We start from the raw sequence: 18,873 nt of genomic DNA, 5'->3' as shown, positions 1-18,873 counted from the left end.
GGCTGTTCGCTATCCGCACTTGACGTCTCAGCCCGCGCTGCCATCGACTTGGTCTAGCTGGCCCAGGAGAGTGTCGGCGGTCTTCTGTGCGAGGTCGATACGAGCCTGGTCGATGCCACACAGCCTTAGGCATGAGGAAGCCATCGATGCAGACTCGTCGGCATCGATCCGGCGGCCGGCGTTCCGCAGTCCGATGACCTCCTCGACGTTGTGGACCAGCTTCTCCCCGAGCCGGACCGGCCCGAGAGCACCGAGGACCTCGGAAGTCGCGATCGGTTCCGCCAGCCGGGCGTAGATGGCAGCGAGGTCCGAGCGGGCCTCGGTGAACTCGTCGAACCCCTCGACCTGGGCGACATCGGGGGCAAGGTAGAGCCAACCGATGTTGTGCGGCGCCTTCGCCAACGTACGAACATCGGTGAGCGCCACCAGGTACAGCACCGTGTCAGGGTCGTCGGTCAGCGACTCGATCCGGGCGACACTGTCTACCGTGGGCCGGATCGTCTGAGCCAGCAGCTCGGTGACGATCTCACCCTTCCCGGCGAAGTGATAGTAGAGCGAGGCTTGCCGGATCCCGACCGTCTCGGCGATCTCTCGAGTCGAGGTCGCCGCGTACCCCTTGCTCGTGAACAACCGAGCCGCCACTTCCAAGATCTGCTCGCGCGGTGACCCTTCGAACCGGGTGGGCACAAGGCGCGGGCGGCCGACACGAGAGGTCGTTGTCATCGCTTGGGTCTCCTTGGTGGCTGTTGGAGTGCCCCAGCCGCGAAACCATTGGACGTGTCGCAGCCGGGGCGACTGCCACGTTGCCCGCAGCGACGACACTGGCTCGATCCCTTCGCGTATATCTCACCGTGAGATAACTTGGGCATCTCGGAGTCGGCCCAGAGGAGGCGGGATGACCATCGGCTCGGATCCAGTGGCGATGCCGTCGTGGGCGTGGGAGCGGCCCGAGGTACGCGAGGCACTGGTCGGCCGCGACATGGGTGGCGTGTTCCGAGCCATGCAGCAGTACGCCGGGCTGAGCCAGGCACGGATCGCCGCGGCGACGGGCCTGTCTCAGTCGAGGGTCAACGAGGTCATCAACGGCCGACGCGAGATCACCAAGCTCGACGTCTTCGAGCGGGTCGCCGACGGGCTGGACATTCCTGCCGAGAGTCGACGCATCCTCGGGCTGGCACCGGCCCGCGCCCCCGGGCAACGCGATCCTGCCGATCTCTCGGCCTATCCGGAGGTCGTCAACGTCTATCGCGACCAAGGTTTCGCGCGCGAGGAGATCGCAGCCCAACTGCAGATCGCCTCGAACATCGATGTGCTCGCGATCCGCGGTCTGGGCCTGCTTGGACTCAACGACTCGCTGCTTCGCTCGCGCCTGACCGAAGGAGCCGAGGCCAACGTACGCATCATGCTCCTCGATCCTGACAGCGAGGCGACAGCCGCCAGGGCAGCTGAGGTCGGTGAGAGTCCACAGGAGTTCGCGGCGGGCATCCGGATGACGATGTCTCGGCTGGAGGGACTGCCTGGAGTGGAGGTCTACCTCTACGACCAGATGCCGGTGTGGCGAGTGATCAGGCTGGATACCGTCATGTTCGTATCCACCTTCGGCACATGGGAAGGACACGAGTCAGCGATGTACAAGGTCATCGCCACTCCACGCGGCCCTCTCTTCCATGGACTCTTGCGGCACATCGACGCGCTGTCCACGCGGCCCGTCGCGACCCAGTCAGCAGATCACGGAAAGGCGGAACGGTGAGCGGACTCATCGAGGTCGAACTGAAGGCCAAGGTCAGCGACGTCGACCATGTTCGGGCGGAACTCGAACGACTGGCTCCCGGAATCGATGAGACCTACCACGACACCTATTACGACCTACCCGATGAAACCCTCACCGCGCGTGACCAGGAGCTTCGCGTTCGGACTGTCACCAACGATTCCGGCAGCCGCTCGCTGTTGACCTTCAAGACCGCTCCAGTCGAAACGGCCTCGGGGTCCCGACCCGAGCACGAGACCGAGATGACCGACCCGACTGTTGCCGACACCGTTCTGAAGGCTCTGGGGGCGATGGAGCTGATCTCGTTTCGCAAACTGTGCCGCAACCATCGGTTCGAAGCCGAGAGCCGCGACGTTCTGGCGACGCTCGTCGAGGTGCCCGAGATCGAAGGCACGTATCTGGAGGTCGAGACGCTGGCGCCTGCTGACGACGTCGAGGCCGGCCTCGGCACGATCCGGGCCGTCCTCGCGAAACTTGGAATCGGGGATGGCGACCTCACCACCGAGACCTACACCGGGGCAGTCGCTGCCGCCCGCCAGCGGAACGCTGGCTAGTACGCAGACCGGGAGACACTGCTCGTCGAGCGCGGTCACGCCCGAGAAGCAGTGTCTCCATTCGGTTCAGCGGAAGCGGCGCAGCCGGAGGCTGTTGCTCACCACGAACACCGACGAGAAGGCCATCGCGGCGCCGGCGAGCATCGGGTTGAGCAGGCCGGCCACGGCCAGCGGGATGGCCGCGACGTTGTAGGCGAAGGCCCAGAACAGGTTGCCCTTGATGGTCGCAAGCGTCCGGCGGGATAGCCGGATCGCGTCGGCCGCGACCCGCAGGTCGCCGCGGACGAGGGTCAGGTCGCTGGCCTGGATGGCGACGTCGGTGCCGGTGCCCATCGAGAGGCCGAGGTCGGCCTGGGCCAGGGCCGGCGCGTCGTTGACGCCGTCGCCGACCATCGCGACCACGCGACCCTCCTCCTGCAGCCGGCGTACGACGGCGACCTTGTCCTCGGGGAGCACCTCGGCGATGACGGTGTTCCCGGAGACCGGGATGCCGACCTCGGCGGCAACGCTGCGGGCCACGGTCTCGTTGTCGCCGGTGAGCAGGACCGGGGTCAGCCCCAGGCGCTGGAACTCCGCGATCGCCTCGGCCGAGGTCGGCTTGATCACGTCGTTGACGACCAGGACACCCCGCGCCTGTCCGTCCCAGCCGACGGCGACCGCGGTGCGGCCCTCGCTCTCGGCCTCGGCCATCGCGAGGGCGAGGTCGCCGGGAAGGTACTGGCTCCAGTCCTCGAGCAGGCGGACGCGGCCGACGAGGACGGCGTGGCCCTCGACGATGCCCTGCACGCCCAGGCCCGGGACGTTGGCGAAGTCCTCGGCCGCGGGCAGGGTGCCGACGCGGGCCTCGGCCCCGGACGCGATGGCCCGGGCGATCGGGTGCTCGGAGGCGTACTCCAGGGCTCCGGCCAGGCGAGCGATCTCGTCGGCGTCCTCGCCGGGAGCGGCGATCACATCGGTGAGGGTCATGGTGCCGCTGGTGACCGTGCCGGTCTTGTCGAGCACGATGGTGTCGATCTTCCGAGTGCTCTCGAGCACCTCAGGGCCCTTGATCAGGATGCCGAGCTGGGCGCCGCGACCGGTGCCGACCATGAGGGCGGTGGGCGTGGCCAGGCCGAGCGCGCACGGGCAGGCGATGATCAGCACCGCGACGGCCGCGGTGAACGCGGTGGCGGCGCCCGCGCCCGCGCCGAGCCAGAAGCCGAGGGTGATGGCGGAGAGGGCGAGCACGATCGGTACGAAGATCCCCGAGATCCGGTCGGCGAGCCGCTGCGCCGCCGCCTTGCCGGTCTGCGCCTCCTCGACCAGGCGCGCCATCTGGGCGAGCTGGGTGTCGGCGCCGACCCGGGTCGCGCGGACGACGATGCGCCCGCCGGCGTTGACGGTGGCCCCGGTGACGGCATCACCGGGTGCGACCTCGACCGGCACGGACTCACCGGTCAGCATTGCCGCGTCGATGGCGGAGGACCCGTCCTCGACGATGCCGTCGGTGGCGACCTTCTCCCCGGGACGTACGACGAAGAGGTCGCCGACGGCGAGCTCGTCGATCGGGATCCGGGTCTCGGAGCCGTCGCGGAGGACGGCGACCTCCTTGGCGCCGAGCTCGAGGAGGGCGGTCAGAGCGGCGCCGGCGCGACGCTTCGAGCGGGCCTCGAAGTAGCGGCCGGCGAGGATGAACGTGGTGACGCCGGCGGCCGCCTCCAGGTAGATGTTGCCGAGCCCGTCGGTGCGCTCGATGGTGAGGCTGAACGGGTGGGTCATGCCGGGCTCGCCGGCGGTGCCGAGGAACAGGGCGTACAGGGACCAGCCGAAGGCGGCCAGGGTGCCGATGGAGACCAGCGTGTCCATGGTCGCCGCGCCGTGGCGCGCGTTGGTCCAGGCCGCCCGGTGGAACGGCGCCGCGCCCCAGACGATGACCGGCGCGGCGAGCGTGAGCGAGAGCCACTGCCAGCTCTCGAACTGCAGGGCCGGCACCATCGCCAGGAGCACGACCGGGACGCTGAGCAGCGCCGAGATCAGCAGCCGCTGTCGGAGCCGGCCGACGGGGTCGGTGGCCTCGCCGTCGACGGGCGCGCTCGACGACGGGTCCTCGCGGCGCGGCTCCTTCGCGCCGTACCCGGCGCTCTCGACGGTCGCGATCAGCACGCCCGCGTCGATGTCGGTCCTGTCCGCGGCGACGGAGATCTTCGCCTTCTCGGTCGCGTAGTTGACGGTGGCGGCGACCCCGTCGAGCTTGTTGAGCTTGCGCTCGATGCGGTTCGCGCACGACGCGCAGGTCATGCCGTTGATCTCGAGCTCGAAGTCGGTCGTGGGTGCAGAGGAAGGTGTGGAGGTTCCGGAGACGGTCATCACTGGTGTCCTTCAGATGGGTGGATCGGCGTACGCGTCGGCTCCCCGCTCAGGGAAGGAGGAGCCGACGCGGGTGGCTCAGCCGGCCAGCTGGTAGCCGGCCTCCTCGACCGCGCGCTGAACCTGCGCGCGGTCGAGCTCGTTCTCGGAGGTGACGGTCACCTGGCCGGTGGCCAGGTCGACGTCGACGGAGGAGACGCCCGCGATCTGGGTGACCTCCTCCGTGACGGAGCTGACGCAGTGGCCGCAGGTCATCCCGGAAACGGTGTAGGTGGTGCTGCACATGGTGCTTTCCTTTCTCTGTGGTGGACCCTGCTCAGGGCAGGGAGTCAGTGGGCTGTTCCGTGGGCACTGGCGACCGCGGTGAAGGCCGCGGTACGCACCTCGCCGGCGTGCTGGAAGTCGAGGAACAGCCGGTACGTCCCGGCCGAGGGCACCTCGGCGGAGAAGGTGATCTCCGGGCCGGGCTCCGTGCGCCCGTCGCCGGGCGCTCCTTCGGGGTGGACGTGGAGGTAGGCCAAGTCGCCGTCGCGGAGCGCGACCAGGTGGCCGTACGCCTCGAGGTAGGGCTCCAGGTCGGTGACCGGCTCGCCGTCCTTGGTGACGGTCAGGGTGAGGCGCGAGGTCTTCCCCGCGACCAGGTGACCGTCGAGGTCCACCTGGTAGGGGCTGACCGTGCTGGTGGCGGCGGGCGCGGGGAGCGGCTGCGGCTCGTAGGTGCCGCCGACGAAGAGGTCCTGCCCGAGGGTCAGGCCCTCGTCCGCGGCCTCCGGCTGGAAGTCGGCGAAGACCCGGTAGGTCCCGGCCTCGGCCAGGTCGGCGCCGACCGACCAGGTGCCGTCGGCCGCCATGACCGGGTGCACGTGCTGGAAGGTGGCCAGGTCGCGGCGTACGACGATCAGGTGGAGCTTCTTCCCGTGAGCGGTCGCGAACCGGGTCACCGGCTCGTGGTCGTCGCCGAGGATCCGGAACCGCAGCGTGGCCTCGGCCGTGCGCTGGTAGCGGTCCTCGACGAGGTCGAGCGTGTAGCCGGCTTCGCTGACGTTGAGCCCGGTGGCCGCGGGCGCCTTCTTCGCGCCGTGCCCGGCGTGGCCTCCGTGGCCACCGGCTTTTCCGTGCTCCTGGTGGCTCGGGCGCTCCGGCTCGCCGATGGGGCCGACGGAGGCGCCCACGGCGGAACCCAGGCCGCCGAGGGCAACGACGGCTCCGGCGAACGCACCGACCTTGGCAATGGCGTTCATGTGATCTCTCCTGGCTCGGATCTCGATGACTCTCGTTGACGTGCCAGAGGCTGCTCGCCGGATCTGTCTGCGTACTGTCCCGGGGTTGTCGAGCCCCGGACAGGTATCCGTTCGGCACCCGAGCGGGGTCTGACTACGATCGCGATGTGCTGCCGACCCCGACCTCGCGTGACATCCGATTCGGGCTGCTCGGCCCGTTCGAGGCGAAGGTCGACGGTGAGGCCGTCAAGGTGCCGGGTTCGGCGGAACGGGCTCTGCTCGCGGTGCTGCTCCTGGCGCGCGGGCGGATCGTGCCGGCGTCGGCGCTGATCGACCGGCTGTGGGCCGACGCGGCGCTGCCGGCCGATCCGCTGAATGCCCTCCAGCTCCGGGTCTCGAAGCTGCGTCGCGTGTTCAAGGCCGTCGACCTCGACCTGGTGCAGCGCGACGGCGGTGGTTATCGGGCCGCGATCGATCCCGGCAGTCTCGATGCCGAGGCGTTCGAGCGAGGCATCCGGGAGGTCCGCGCGTCGGTCGCCGGGTCCGGAGGCCCCACCGAGGAGGATCTGGCCACCTACGACGCGGCGCTCGGACTCTGGCGCGGCGACGCGCTCGCCGACTTCGCCACCGAGCCGTGGGCGGTGCCCGAGTCCGTCCGGCTGGAGGACCTCCGTCGCACGGCGTACGCAGAGCGGGCCCAGATCGCACTGTCCCTGGGCCGCCACGCGGAGGTCGTGACCGATCTCGAGCCGCTGCTGCGTACGGACCCCACCCATGAGGCCATGGCCGGTCTGCTGATGGTCGCGCTCTACCGCGCCGGCCGGCAGGCCGACGCCCTCGAGGTCTTCACCCGCACCCGGAAGACGCTGGACGCCGACCTCGGCCTGGAGCCGTCGGCCTCGCTGCGGTCGCTCCACGAGCGGGTGCTGCGGCAGGACCCGTCGCTCGGCTCGTCCGGGGAAGTCGCCCTGTCCACCCCGGCGACGGCACCTCACCGGGCCCGGTCCGGGGCGCAGCTCTCGAACCTTCCGGCCGATCTGACCCCGCTCGTCGGGCGGGACGAGCTGCTCGACTCGCTGAGCGACCGGGTCGGCAGCTCCAGGCTCACCACCCTCGTCGGCCCAGGCGGATCCGGGAAGACCGCCCTCGGTCTGCACGCCGCCCAGCGCCTCGCCGACCGGTTCCCGGACGGCACCTTCCTCGTCCGGCTCGCCCCGATCCGGAACCGCGAGCACATCGTGCCGGCGGTCGCCGCGGCGGTGGCGATGCCGCAGGACGGATCGGCGATCGACCTCCAGACCCGGCTGGTCGAGTTCCTCGCGGACAAGCACCTGCTCCTGGTGATCGACAACTGCGAGCACCTCATCGACCCCGTCGCGACGCTGGTGGAGCAGCTGCTTGCTCGCTGTCCGCAGCTCACCGTCATCGCGACCAGCCGCGAGCCCCTCGCCCTGCCGAGCGAGGTGCAGACCCTCGTCGGACCGCTCCCGACGCCGCTCGAGGACGACGAGCCCGAGACGATCGAGTCGTCGCCATCCGTGCAGCTCCTGGTCCGCCGGATCGCGACGGGCCTGCCCGGAAGCGACACCGACCCCGAGACGTACGCCGCGCTCGGCCGTATCGCCCGCGCGCTCGACGGCATGCCGCTGGCACTGGAGCTGGCCGCGGCGCGGGCGGCAGCGTTGTCGCCGGGCGATCTCGCCGACCGGCTCGACCAGCGGTTCACGCTGCTCACCTCGGGACCGCGTACGGCGGAGGAGCGGCAACGCACGCTCCGGGCGACCGTCGACTGGAGCTACGACCTGCTCGACGACCTGGAGAAGCGCGTCTTCGAAGGGCTCGCCGTGTTCCACGGCGGCTGGACCCTGACCGCCGCCGAGCAGGTCCTCGCCGACGACGACACCGACCCGAGCGAGGTCATCCACGCCGTGGGCCGCCTGGTCGAGCAGTCCCTGATCGTCGCCGAACGCGGCCCCGTCACCCGCTACCGCATGCTCGAGACGCTTCGCGAGTACGCCGCCGACCGGCTGGCCAGCACCGGCCGGAGCGATGCCCTCGCGACCAGGCACGCGCACCACTTCGCCGAGGTCGCGGAGCGGTCGGCGCGGGCGCTGCGCGGTCAGGGCGACCCCCGCGCGAGGAACCTCCTCGTCGACGAGCAGGCCAACGTACGCTCGGCCATCGCCTGGCTCGAGGGACCGGCCGGCGACCCTTCGACAAGCTCAGGACATCGCATCGACGCCGCGCTGCGGCTGGCCGGTCACCTCGGCCTCTTCTGGCACCAGGGCCGCCACCTCGAGGGGCGCCGGATCCTGCGTCGCCTCCTCGAGCAGAACCGCGGGAGCGCCCCAGCACGGGCCGCCGCCCTGCAGGCGGTGTCGCTGGTCGAGCGTCCCCGGGCATGCGTCGTCCATCCTCATCCGCGCTGCGCCGAGGCGGCCCGCGAGAGCCTCACGATCTTCGCCGAGAGCGGGGACGCCGACGGGACCGCGGTCTCGCAGGTGCTGCTCGCCGTCGAGGGCGTCAACGGGCAGGATCAAGAGGCGTCGGCGCTGCTGGATGCCGCCGAGAGGTCGTTCCGCGACCGCGGCGACCGCTGGGGACTCGCCGTCGCCGGCTTCGTCCGGCTCGAGACCGCCCTCAAGGCCCGCGACGAGCCGACCGCGACGCGCCTCGGGCGGGCCACCGCCGCCGAGTTCCGGCACCTCGACGACCCCTGGGGTCAGAGCGCGGTCCTCTACCACCTCGGCTACGGCCTGCGGCACTTCGGACGCCTGCGGGAGTCGGCCCGCACCCTCGAGCAGGCGATCGACGTCGCCGCCTCCGCCGGCATCCACAACACCGTGCAGTGGGCCCTCGCCGACCTCGGGATCACCCACCTGGCGCTGGAGGACCACGCGTCGGCCGAGGACGCCTTCCGCCGCGCGGAGCTGGCGTCGCGCCACGTCGGCGACCGGGCCGGGTCGATCCTGGCGGCGTACGGACGAGGCCGGCTCGCCGAGCGTCGCCACGACTGGTCGACGGCGATCGACCTGTTGTCCACGGCGATCCAGGGCTTCGAGACCCTGGAGACGCCCGCGATGACGGCGAAGGCGACGCTGGCGCTGGCCCGCTGCCACGAGCGGCTGTCCGAGGTGGAGGCGGCCGCGGAGCGCTACGAGGAGGCCCGGAGCCTCGGCCTCGCCACCGGCGAGCTCGCCCTCGCGGACCAGGCGAACGAGGCGCTGGGCCGTCTGAACCGCTCCCGGACGGACGGCGCCCGGACAGACCAGGGACAGTAGCGCGGGACAGGTTCTCCTCACGCGGTCGAACGGCCGCCCTGACGAAAAGAGAGAACCATGTCTTCCACAGCATCCCCGGCGGCGGGTGCCAACAGCCGCCGCTGGCTCGCCCTCGGCCTCATCGCCGCCGCCCAGTTCATGGTCATCATGGACACCTCCATCATCGGAGTCGCACTTCCCGAGATACAGCGTGATCTCGGCTTCGCCCCGCAGGACCTCAGCTGGGTGTTCAACGCGTACGTGGTGGCCTTCGGTGGCCTCCTCCTGCTCGGCGGCCGGCTCTCCGACCTGCTCGGCGCCCGCCGGATCTTCGCCATCGGCTGGTTGATCCTCGGCGTCGGCTCGCTGGTCGCCGGCCTGGCCGACAGCGTCGCCGTCGAGATCGCCGGCCGCGCCGTCCAGGGCGCCGGATCCGCTCTCATCGCACCCTCGGCGCTGACGCTCCTGTTCATGAACTTCGGGGCCAGCCCGAAGGAGCTCACCAAGGCGCTCGCGCTCTACGGCGCGGCCGCTCCTGCCGGTGGGACCGCCGGCGTGTTCCTCGGCGGCGTGCTCACCGAATACCTGTCCTGGCCGTGGGTCTTCTTCATCAACATCCCGATCGCCGTCGCCGTCCTCGCCCTGACGCCGGGCACGATGCCGGCCGGGACCGCGCAGCGTGGTCGCATCGACCTGCTCGGCGCGCTGACCGTCACCCTGGGTCTCGCCGCGGTGGTGTTCGCGGTCGTACGCGTCCCCGAAGAGGGCTGGGGTTCGCCCAGCACGCTCATCGCCGGCGCCATCGGCATCGCCCTGCTCGTCGCGTTCGTCGCCCTGCAGGCCGGCTCGTCGGCGCCGCTCATGCGCCTGGGCATCTTCAAGGCACCGAACTTGGCCGCCGCGAACATCGCCCAGCTGCTGCTCGGCGCCGCCTGGATCCCGATGTTCTTCTTCATCAACCTCTACCTCCAGCAGGTCCTCGGCCTCGGCGCCTTCGAGTCCGGCGCAGCCCTGCTGCCGATGACGGTGACGATCATGCTCGGCATGGTGGCCGTCGCCCCGCGACTGACCGCGGCGTTCGGCCCGAAGACGATGACCGTCGGCGGCCTGATCGTCCTCGGCCTCGGCCTGGTCTGGCTCTCCCGGATCGACGCCGACGGCAGCTTCGCCGTCGACGTGCTCCCGGCGACGCTGGTCACCGCGGCGGGCATGGCGCTGGCCTTCATCCCGTCGCTGAGCACAGCGCTCGGCGCCGCCGCTCCCGAGGAGGGTGGCCTCGCCGCCGGGATCGTCAACACCAGCTACCAGGTCGGCTCGGCGCTCGGCCTGGCGGCGATGACCGTCGTCGCGGCTGCGTACGGCTCCGACCAGATCGGTGACCTGGCCGCCACGACCGACGGCTTCTCGGCCGGCTTCCTCGGCGCGGCCGGGATCGCCCTCGCGGGCGCCGTCGTCACCGGGATCGGCTGGAAGCCGGTCCGCACCGAGACCGCGACCGAGTCGGTCCCCGCCGGCCGGTAGCAGTCCAACCCTCTTCGTGGCCCCGGATCCGTCCGGGGCCACGAAGGCACTGCGAGACCACCAAGGAGACCGCCATGCAGACCATCCAGCTGTACGTCGAGGGCATGCGCTGCCCTCGCTGCGTCCGTGAGGCCACCGCCCGGCTCCGGGACCTCCCCGGGGTCGCCACGCTCACCGCCGACCGCGGCACCGGCGAGATCACCGTCACCGGGGACGTCTCCGCCGCCGACCTGCTCTCCGCCCTCGCGGGCAGCAGCTTCACGGCCGAGGTCCTGCGCCCTGCCCGGTGACCGCCCCGGTCAGGCCAACGCCGCCGCCTCGGCCGCGATCGTGGTGTCGTCGCCATGCCCCGTGTGGACGACCGTGTCACCGGGAAGCGCGAACAGCTTGGCCTTGATCGACGCCTCGATCGTGGGCCGGTCGCTGAAGGAGCGCCCGGTCGCACCGGGACCGCCCTGGAAGAGGGTGTCGCCGGTGAACACGCGGCCGAGGTCGGCCGACCACAGGCAGACCGCACCCGGGGCGTGGCCCGGCGTGTGCAGGACCGTGAGCGAGGTGTCACCGATCTCGATCACCTGCCCGTCGGAGAGGTCGGCGTCCCAGAGCTCGTCGGTGTGGGTGAGCTCCCACAGCGGCCTGTCGTCGGGATGGAGCAGGATCGGCGCTCGGACGGCCTCGCGCAACGCCGGTGCGACGCGTACGTGGTCGTCGTGGGCGTGCGTGCACACGATCGCCTTGACCCGGCGGTCACCGACCACCGCGAGGATGTCCTCGACCGAGTGAGGGGCATCGATGACCAGGCACTCCTCGTCGTCCCCGACCACCCACAGGTTGTTGTCGACCTGGTGGGTCTCGCCGTCGAGACTGAAGGTGCCGCTGGTGACCGCGTGGTCGACACGTACGCCGGTCACAGGACCACCACCGAGCGCAGGACGCCGCCGTGGTGCATCTTCTCGAAGGCGGCCTCGATGTCGCCGATGCCGATCTCCTCGGTGACGAAGGCGTCGAGGTCGAGACGACCCTGCTGGTAGAGGTCGACGAGCATCGGGAAGTCGCGGCTGGGGAGGCAGTCGCCGTACCAGCTGGACTTGAGGGCGCCGCCGCGGCCGAAGACGTCGATCAACGGGATGTCGGGCACCTTCATGTCCGGGGTGGGTACGCCGACGAGCACCACCGTCCCGGCCAGGTCGCGCGCGTAGAAGGCCTGCTTCCAGGTCTCTGGCCGACCGACAGCTTCGACGACGATGTCGGCTCCCTCGGCGCCCGGATAGGTCTCGGCGGAGATCCGCCGGATCTCCTCGACCGCATCGGTCGCCGACGAGTCGACGGTGTGGGTCGCGCCCATCTTCGTGGCCTGCTCGAGCTTCTTCGGGTCGATGTCGACGGCGATGATCGGGCTCGACCCGGCCAGCGCCGCCCCGGCGATCGCAGCCATGCCGACGCCACCGCAGCCGATGACGGCGACCGACCTGCCGCGGGTCGCGCCCCCGGTGTTGATGGCGGCGCCGATGCCGGCCATGACCCCGCAGCCCAGCAGCCCGACGGCGGCAGGCCTAGCGCTCGGGTCGACCTTCGTGCACTGACCGGCCGCGACCAGCGTCTTCTCCGCGAACGCGCCGATGCCCAGCGCGGGCGACAGCTCGGTGCCGTCCTCGAGGGTCATCTTCTGGGTCGCGTTGAAGGTGGCGAAGCAGTACTGCGGCTCACCTCGGTTGCACGCCCGGCAGCTGCCGCAGACCGCGCGCCAGTTGAGCACCACGAAGTCACCGGGCGCCACGGTGGTGACGTCGGCACCGACCGCCTCCACCACGCCCGCGGCCTCGTGGCCCAGCAGGAACGGGAACTCGTCGTTGATCCCGCCCTCGCGATAGTGGAGGTCGGTGTGGCAGACCCCGCACGACTGGATCCTCACCACCGCCTCACCCGGGCCGGGGTCGGGCACGTTGATCGTCACCAGCTCCACCGGTGCTCCCTCGGCGCGGGCGATGACGGCCTTGACCTGCTGCATGTCTCTCCTCTCGAGGCGCCGGAGGCGTCCGGTGCCTGATACATCATCCTAGGGGTTCGTGATATATCTCAGCAGGCCCTATCTCGGCGTCCGGGTCCTGTCATGCTCCCGGTCCGCTCCCGTCGGCCGGCTCGAACTTCTCGCGGTGGATCAGCCTCGGCGCCATCCGTCGGCGCTTGAACGCCTTGACGCCGGCCTCGACCATCGGCGGCGGGCCGCAGAGCCAGCCGGACCAGCCGCGGGCGCTGGCCACGTCCTCGACGAAGGCGTCGGGGGCGTAGCCGTCACGGTGGCCGGGCGCGGACTCCCGGGAGAGCACGGTGACGAAGCTGAACCCCGGATAGCCGGCCGCCAGCTCCTCGAGCCGGTCGGTGTCGTAGAGGTCCGCCTCGTTGCGTACGCCGTGGTAGAGCACCATCACCCGCTCGGGATGGCGTTCGAGGGCCGTCCTGGCGATGCCGAGCAACGGCGCCAGGCCGGTGCCACCACCGATGAGCACCATCGGCTCGCCCTCGTCCTGGTCGGCGTCGGGGACGTGGAAGTCACCGAGCGGGCCACGCACCTCGACCCGGTCGCCGACTCTCACCGGCCCGAAGAGCCACTCGCTGGCCACGCCGCCGGGGACGCGGCGTACGTGGAGCTCGAGGACCTTGTCCTCCTCGGCCGTGTTGGCGAGGGAGTAGGGGCGGCGCTCGGAGGTGCCGGGGACGAGCAGCTCGACGTACTGCCCCGCCGAGAACGCGAGCGGCTCCTCGAGGCCGAGCAGGATCCGTCGGGTGTCCCGGGCGATCTCCTCGACCGCGACGACGGTGGCGGTGAGGTCACGCAGCACGTGGGTCGTACGTCCCATCTCCGAGCCCCGCAGCGCAACCTCGGTCTCGGCGACCGGCCGGGCCTGGCAGGCCAGTGCCAGCCCGGCGGCGCGCTCGTCTGCGGTCAACGTGTCAAGAGGCGAGTCGCGGTGGTCGACCTCGCCACAGACGACCTGCAGCTTGCAGGTGCCGCAGGTGCCCTGGTTGCAGGAGTTCGGCATCCAGATGCCGGCCCGGAGGAACGCCTCCAGGATCGACTGGTCCCCGGCGCACTCGACGCGGCGGCCGGCGACGCTGATCGCGGCGGACACGGCTCAGACCTCCCAGGTGCAGTGCAGGCTCGTCGGGCCGCGGAATCCCCAGCCCCAGAACTCCACGCCCTCGCGGGTGTCGCGCTCCAGGTTGGGGATCGCCTCGAAGAGCTCCTCGAGCCCGATCCGCATGACCTGGTTGGCGTAGTAGATGCCCGCGCAGGCGTGGTTGCCGGCACCGAAGGCGAGGTGCGGCAGCGGCGGCCGGTGCAGGTCGTACTCGGTGGGCGCGTCGTACTTGCCGGTGTCGTGGTTGGCAGATCCGTAGGAGAGGATCACCGGGGTGCCAGCGGGCAGGTCCACGCCGGCGATCGTGACCGGCTTGGTGCTGATCCGGGCGGTCGCCGACCAGATCGGCGAGGTCCAGCGCATGCCCTCCGAGATGGCCCGCGGCAGCAGCGACGGATCGTCGACGACCTCCTCCAGCTGCTCGGGACGGCTGAAGAGGCCCACCAGCGTGGAGGCCATGCCGTGCCCCGGCTCCTGCATCGCGCCGAGCAGGTAGACGTAGATGGTGGGGTAGATGTACTCACGGGCTCGGGTCTTCCCCGGGGGCATGCCGTCGTGGAGCCAGTGGGAGATGGCGGTGTTCTCGGGGTGCTCGATCCAGCGATCGATCAACGGGTCGACGACCTCCTGGATCTCCGCCCTGGCCTCGTCACCCGGGGTGAACCCCTCCGGGTTGGTGAACTCCCCGTTCTCGTCGACCGCGGCGTTGGTGAACGAGACGCTCAGCTTGTGGAACCACTCGCGGAGCTTGTCGGAGGAGACCGACTGCAGCCCGAGCAGGTCGCCGAGCGAACGCACCGACACCGGCTCGCAGAACTCGGCGACGAGCTCGGCGCTGCCGCGGTCCTCGAACTGCTCGACGTACCTCCGGGCGATCGGGCGCACCAGGTCGTCGACCCAGCTGTCGACCTCGGCCGGCTGCAGCTGCGGCTCGACCATGCCGCGCAGGTCGGCGTGGATGTCGCCGTTGACACCGATGATCGCGGGGTGGCCGAAGGTGCGGCCGCCGGCCGGCGTGATCACGGCCTCGAAGTCGGGGCTGGTGGCGACCTCGCGGCAGATCTCCGCGGTGGAGGCGACATACGAGCCGAGCACCGGGACGTAAGCGAGCGGAGCCTCGCGGCGAAGGCGCTCGTAGGTCGGGTACGGGTTGCGCTCGAGCTGGCTCATCGTCACGTCGTCGAGCCAGGACAGGTCCTGCTGGGTGGTGGTCATCGGGTGCTCCTCGAAGGCTGGACGGATCGGCACTGAGACCCCGAAGTTAGGTCCGCCGCGGCACCGCGGCGACACAGATCGCGCGCTCTCGGCACCCGATGCGCGGCCATTTTGTGACGGACGTCTCAGGTAGACTCCGCGGCATGTCCGGTCGCCGGCGCGCTCCTCGGGACTGGGGCCAGGCCTCGAACGTGGTCGCCCAGGCGTACTTCCCGCATGAGCTGAGGCCGCTCGGCGGCAGCCACGAGCCTCGGCTGACGCTGCGTACGCTCGACCTCGGGCCGGTGCTGATCGGCCATGTCGGCTGGGGTGCCGACGTGGCGATCGACTGCGACTATCCCGGGGCGTTCGAGGTGAACATGCCGATCACCGGGCATCTCGCGAGCCGGGGACGGTTCGGGGAGATCACCTCGGTGACCGGCCAGGGCACGGTCTTCCGCCCCGACACCCCCTCGCTCATCAGCCACTGGGACGCGACCTGCACGGTGCTCGGCGTGAAGTTCGACAGCTCGTGGCTGGAGGTCGAGGCCGAACGCGTCCTCGGCACCGACCGGGTCAACGTACGCACGCTCCTGCCGGAGCAGCTGTCCGTACAGCACGGCCGCGCGCGGGCCTGGCACCACCTGATCACCAGCCTGGCCACCAACCTGCACGACCCAGATGTCTTCGGCGACAGCGAGCTCGTACGCAGCCAGCTGGCCGGCGCGGTGGCGGTCGGTCTGCTCGAGGCCTGCTGTCCCGACGGCGGCGTCCGCCCGGCGGCGCAGCCACGGATGATCCGGGCCGTCGTCGAGGCGCTCCACGACGACCCGGCCCGAGCCTGGACCGCCGCCGACATGGCCGTCCTCGCCGGCACCAGCGTGCGCCGCCTCCAGGAGGGCTTCCAGCGCTGGGTCGGCCAGTCGCCGACCCAGTATCTGCTCGACGTCAGGCTGCAACGGGCTCATGCCGACCTGATCGGCAACCCCGCGCTCGCCGTCGGCGACGTCGCCGCCCGCTGGGGCTTCTCGTCCGCGAGCAGGTTCGCGGCCGCCCACCGCCGCCGCTACGGCACCGCGCCGTCCGAGGTCAGGGACTGACCCGGACGTCAGCGCAGCAGCTCTGCCAGCACCTGCAGCCAGCGGGGACCCGGCAGCACGCCCTCGCGCGTGTGCAGGCCGAGCTGATGGAACGCCTCGGGGCATCGGCAGGTGTGGGTCACGGTCGTCATCGGTCGTCCTCCAGCTGGGTCACTTGGTGCTCAGGATTCCCGACACGGTGCGGGTGGGGCGTGCCGCAGCGGAGCATTCGGTGCACCATCGGCGGACGTCCTCGGAGCGCAGCTGCCAGAACGCGTGCCAGCCTTGGGCCGGTGCGCCACAGATGGTCGTGGACGCGCCGATCCGCTTGAGATGAGCCTCGCCCCACGGCGCGGGATCCTTCGCGCCCGCGGGCTGGCGGTGCCTGGCCACGATGATCCAGGTGCGCCCGATCGTCCGGGGATCGACGCCGGTGGCGAGCACGGCCATCTCACCCCTCCACCGCTTCGGTCTCGTGGTTCGCGATCAGGGCCATGACGCTCGGGTCGCTGAGCGTGGTGGTGTCGCCGACGTCTCGGCCTTCGGCGACGTCGCGCAGGAGGCGGCGCATGATCTTCCCGGACCGCGTCTTGGGCAGCTCCGGCACGATCGTGATCTGTCGCGGCTTGGCGATGGCCCCGATCTCCCTGGCCACGTGGTTGCGCAGCTCCTGCACCAGCGCCTCGCCGGTGTTGCCGTCGCCGGAGCGCAGGATCACGTAGGCGACGACGGCCTGGCCGGTGGTCTCGTCGGCGGCGCCGACGACGGCTGCTTCGGCGACCCGCGGGTGCGACACCAGCGCCGACTCGATCTCGCTGGTCGAGAGGCGGTGGCCGGACACGTTCATCACGTCGTCGACGCGGCCCAGGATCCAGATGTCGCCGTCCTCGTCCTTCTTGGCCCCGTCGCCGGCGAAGTAGTAGCCGAGGTCCGCGAAGCGGGTCCAGTACGCCTCGACGAAGCGCTCGTCGTCCTGCCACAACGTACGCAGCATGGCGGGCCACGGCTGGGTGAGGACCAGGTAGCCGCTCGACCCGTTCGGCACCGAGCGACCCTCCTCGTCGACCACGTCGGCACCGATGCCGGGCAGCGGCCGCATCGCCGAGCCGGGCTTGCCCGCGGTGACCCCGGGGAGGGGACTGATCATCATCTGACCCGTCTCGGTCTGCCACCAGGTGTCGACGACCGGGCAGCGGTCACCGCCGATGACGTCGCGGTACCAGACGTACGCCTCGGGGTTGATCGGCTCGCCGACCGATCCGAGGAGGCGCAGTGAGCTGAGGTCGTAGGTGTCCGGGATCTCCCGTCCCCACTTCATGAAGGTCCGGATCGCCGTCGGGGCGGTGTAGAAGAGCGTGACGCCGTACTTCTCGATGATCTCCCACCAGCGTCCTCGGTGCGGGCTGTCCGGGGTGCCCTCGTAGAGCACCTGGGTCACACCGTTGGCGAGCGGGCCGTAGACGATGTAGCTGTGGCCGGTCACCCAGCCGATGTCGGCGGTGCACCAGTAGACGTCGGTGTCCGGCTTGAGGTCGAACACCGCGTGGTGGGTGTAGGCCGCGCCGGTCAGATAGCCACCGGTGGTGTGCAGGATGCCCTTGGGCCTGCCGGTCGTGCCCGAGGAGTACATGACGTACAGCGGGTGCTCGGCGTCGAACGCCTCGGGGGTGTGCTCGGGGGAGGCGCTGCCGACGGCGTCGTGCCACCACAGGTCGGTGGCGTCGTCGAACGGGACGTACTCCCCGGTGCGGCGCACGACGAGGACGTGGTCGACCGGGCTCTGGCTGCCCAGCCGCGCCAGAGCGGCGTCGACGGCCGGCTTCAGCGGCGAGGGCGCCCCGCGGCGGTAGCCGCCGTCGGAGGTGATGACCAGCTTGGCCCGGCAGTCCTCGATCCGCGAGGCGAGGGCCTCGGCCGAGAACCCGCCGAAGACCACCGTGTGGGTGGCGCCGATGCGAGCACAGGCCAGCATCGCGACGATGGCCTCCGGGATCATCGGCAGGTAGATCGCGACCAGGTCACCGCTGCCGACGCCGAGGGAGGTCAGCGCGTTGGCGGCTCGGGACACCTCGTCCTTGAGCTCGGCGTAGGTGAGGTCTCGGGTGTCACCGGGCTCACCGACGAAGTGGAAGGCCACCTGGTCGCCGCGACCGGCCTCGACATGACGGTCGACGCAGTTGTACGCCGCGTTGAGCTTCCCGTCCGCGAACCACCGTGCCCGGGGCGCGTCGGACCAGTCCAGCACCTCGGTGAACGGCTCGGCCCAGGTCAGTCGCTCGGCCTGCTCGGCCCAGAAGCCCTCGAGGTCGGAGTCGGCACGGGCGTACGCCTCGGCGGTGACGTTGGCGGCGGCGGCCAGGGCGGCCGGCGGTGCGAAGCGGATCGGTTTGCTGGGGATCGTCAACTCGGTCATGGCGGCGTGCTTTCGTCGGAGGGCGGGAGGGAGTCGGGAAGGAGGCCGCTACCCGAGCAGGGCAGCCTCGTCGTCGGTGAACAGACGCGACCGGATCAGGAAGCGCACGCCCTCGGGCGCCTCCAGGGAGAACCCGGCGCCGCGTCCGGGGACGACGTCGATGGTGAGGTGGGTGTGCGACCAGTACTCGAACTGCGAGCGCGACATCCAGACCGGCACCGGGTCGTCCAACCCGATGTCCAGGTCGCCCAGGTGGATGTCGGCGTCGCCGAGCATGAAGTCGCCGCTCGGGTAGCACATCGGGGCGGAGCCGTCGCAGCATCCACCAGACTGGTGGAACATGACCGGCCCGTGGTTACCGACGAGACGGCGGAGCAG

18 protein-coding genes are annotated in these 18,873 nt (G+C 70.8%); 6 read left to right on the top strand and 12 right to left on the bottom strand.

The window, feature by feature from the left end; translation table 11 throughout:
- Nucleotides 1-27: 27 nt before the first annotated feature.
- A complete protein-coding gene (locus tag ACFVJS_RS01705) occupies nucleotides 28-723 on the bottom strand; it encodes a TetR/AcrR family transcriptional regulator (RefSeq protein ID WP_378876813.1) in 696 nt (231 codons plus the stop codon).
- Between the two features lie 172 nt (nucleotides 724-895).
- On the opposite strand from ACFVJS_RS01705, the gene ACFVJS_RS01700 reads away from it, so the two are divergent.
- Together ACFVJS_RS01700 and ACFVJS_RS01695 are read left to right on the top strand one after the other, a co-directional pair.
- Nucleotides 896-1,750 (top strand): helix-turn-helix domain-containing protein, encoded by an 855-nt coding sequence (locus ACFVJS_RS01700; RefSeq protein WP_378876811.1) that lies wholly within the window; start codon nucleotides 896-898, stop codon nucleotides 1,748-1,750.
- Entirely contained in the window at nucleotides 1,747-2,322 is a 576-nt protein-coding gene (locus ACFVJS_RS01695; RefSeq protein ID WP_378876809.1) for a class IV adenylate cyclase, read from the top strand. Before ACFVJS_RS01700 ends, ACFVJS_RS01695 begins: the two co-directional genes overlap by 4 nt.
- 66 nt (nucleotides 2,323-2,388) lie before the next feature.
- Here ACFVJS_RS01695 and ACFVJS_RS01690 read toward each other — a convergent pair whose 3' ends face one another.
- The 3 genes from ACFVJS_RS01690 to ACFVJS_RS01680 form a co-directional block, all read right to left on the bottom strand.
- Nucleotides 2,389-4,668, bottom strand: a complete 2,280-nt coding sequence (locus ACFVJS_RS01690; RefSeq protein WP_378876807.1) for a heavy metal translocating P-type ATPase — start codon at nucleotides 4,666-4,668, stop codon at nucleotides 2,389-2,391.
- Between the two features lie 78 nt (nucleotides 4,669-4,746).
- Nucleotides 4,747-4,953, bottom strand: coding sequence for a heavy-metal-associated domain-containing protein (locus ACFVJS_RS01685; RefSeq protein ID WP_378876805.1), 207 nt, complete (start codon nucleotides 4,951-4,953; stop codon nucleotides 4,747-4,749).
- Between the two features lie 44 nt (nucleotides 4,954-4,997).
- Complete coding sequence (locus ACFVJS_RS01680; protein ID WP_378876803.1) at nucleotides 4,998-5,909, bottom strand: hypothetical protein; 912 nt, start codon at nucleotides 5,907-5,909, stop codon at nucleotides 4,998-5,000.
- A 146-nt stretch (nucleotides 5,910-6,055) separates the two neighbouring features.
- Here ACFVJS_RS01680 and ACFVJS_RS01675 point away from each other — a divergent pair, with 146 nt between their 5' ends.
- The 3 genes from ACFVJS_RS01675 to ACFVJS_RS01665 all read left to right on the top strand — a co-directional run bounded on the left by ACFVJS_RS01675 (nucleotide 6,056) and on the right by ACFVJS_RS01665 (nucleotide 10,959).
- Nucleotides 6,056-9,169, top strand: a complete 3,114-nt coding sequence (locus ACFVJS_RS01675) for a BTAD domain-containing putative transcriptional regulator (protein WP_378876801.1) — start codon at nucleotides 6,056-6,058, stop codon at nucleotides 9,167-9,169.
- A 57-nt stretch (nucleotides 9,170-9,226) separates the two neighbouring features.
- Complete coding sequence (locus tag ACFVJS_RS01670; protein ID WP_378876799.1) at nucleotides 9,227-10,669, top strand: MFS transporter; 1,443 nt, start codon at nucleotides 9,227-9,229, stop codon at nucleotides 10,667-10,669.
- 74 nt (nucleotides 10,670-10,743) lie between these two features.
- On the top strand, nucleotides 10,744-10,959 hold the full coding sequence (locus ACFVJS_RS01665) for a heavy-metal-associated domain-containing protein (RefSeq protein ID WP_378876797.1): 216 nt from the start codon (nucleotides 10,744-10,746) through the stop codon (nucleotides 10,957-10,959).
- Between the two features lie 9 nt (nucleotides 10,960-10,968).
- Here ACFVJS_RS01665 and ACFVJS_RS01660 read toward each other — a convergent pair whose 3' ends face one another.
- The 4 genes from ACFVJS_RS01660 to ACFVJS_RS01645 all read right to left on the bottom strand — a co-directional run bounded on the left by ACFVJS_RS01660 (nucleotide 10,969) and on the right by ACFVJS_RS01645 (nucleotide 15,024).
- On the bottom strand, nucleotides 10,969-11,580 hold the full coding sequence (locus ACFVJS_RS01660) for an MBL fold metallo-hydrolase (protein ID WP_378876795.1): 612 nt from the start codon (nucleotides 11,578-11,580) through the stop codon (nucleotides 10,969-10,971).
- Nucleotides 11,577-12,677, bottom strand: coding sequence for an S-(hydroxymethyl)mycothiol dehydrogenase (locus ACFVJS_RS01655; RefSeq protein ID WP_378876793.1), 1,101 nt, complete (start codon nucleotides 12,675-12,677; stop codon nucleotides 11,577-11,579). The genes ACFVJS_RS01660 and ACFVJS_RS01655 overlap by 4 nt, the downstream gene beginning before the upstream one ends.
- Nucleotides 12,678-12,777: 100 nt before the next feature.
- Nucleotides 12,778-13,800: an FAD-binding oxidoreductase gene (locus ACFVJS_RS01650; protein WP_378876791.1), complete on the bottom strand. Its 1,023-nt coding sequence runs from the start codon at nucleotides 13,798-13,800 to the stop codon at nucleotides 12,778-12,780.
- A 3-nt stretch (nucleotides 13,801-13,803) separates the two neighbouring features.
- Nucleotides 13,804-15,024, bottom strand: a complete 1,221-nt coding sequence (locus tag ACFVJS_RS01645; protein WP_378876789.1) for a cytochrome P450 — start codon at nucleotides 15,022-15,024, stop codon at nucleotides 13,804-13,806.
- Between the two features lie 143 nt (nucleotides 15,025-15,167).
- On the opposite strand from ACFVJS_RS01645, the gene ACFVJS_RS01640 reads away from it, so the two are divergent.
- Nucleotides 15,168-16,103, top strand: coding sequence for an AraC family transcriptional regulator (locus ACFVJS_RS01640; protein WP_378876787.1), 936 nt, complete (start codon nucleotides 15,168-15,170; stop codon nucleotides 16,101-16,103).
- Nucleotides 16,104-16,111: 8 nt separating this feature from the next.
- On the opposite strand, the gene ACFVJS_RS01635 is transcribed toward ACFVJS_RS01640, so the two are convergent.
- From ACFVJS_RS01635 to ACFVJS_RS01620, 4 genes are all read right to left on the bottom strand, one after another.
- Nucleotides 16,112-16,234 carry a hypothetical protein gene (locus ACFVJS_RS01635; RefSeq protein ID WP_378876785.1) on the bottom strand — a complete coding sequence of 41 codons (123 nt, stop codon included), beginning with the start codon at nucleotides 16,232-16,234 and terminating at the stop codon, nucleotides 16,112-16,114.
- A 19-nt stretch (nucleotides 16,235-16,253) separates the two neighbouring features.
- Nucleotides 16,254-16,532: a hypothetical protein gene (locus ACFVJS_RS01630; protein WP_378876783.1), complete on the bottom strand. Its 279-nt coding sequence runs from the start codon at nucleotides 16,530-16,532 to the stop codon at nucleotides 16,254-16,256.
- 1 nt (nucleotide 16,533) lies between these two features.
- Nucleotides 16,534-18,495 carry an acetate--CoA ligase gene (gene acs, locus ACFVJS_RS01625; RefSeq protein ID WP_378876781.1) on the bottom strand — a complete coding sequence of 654 codons (1,962 nt, stop codon included), beginning with the start codon at nucleotides 18,493-18,495 and terminating at the stop codon, nucleotides 16,534-16,536.
- A gap of 48 nt (nucleotides 18,496-18,543) precedes the next feature.
- Nucleotides 18,544-18,873 (bottom strand): DUF779 domain-containing protein (locus ACFVJS_RS01620; protein ID WP_378876778.1); only part of this gene is annotated, 330 nt, incomplete at its 5' end.

Origin of the sequence: Nocardioides sp. NPDC057772 (assembly GCF_042798075.1) — a bacterium.
Taxonomy (GTDB): Bacteria; Actinomycetota; Actinomycetes; order Propionibacteriales; family Nocardioidaceae; genus Nocardioides.
Note: the sequence above shows the minus strand (reverse complement) of the source record. Positions and strands in the feature narration are given on the sequence as shown.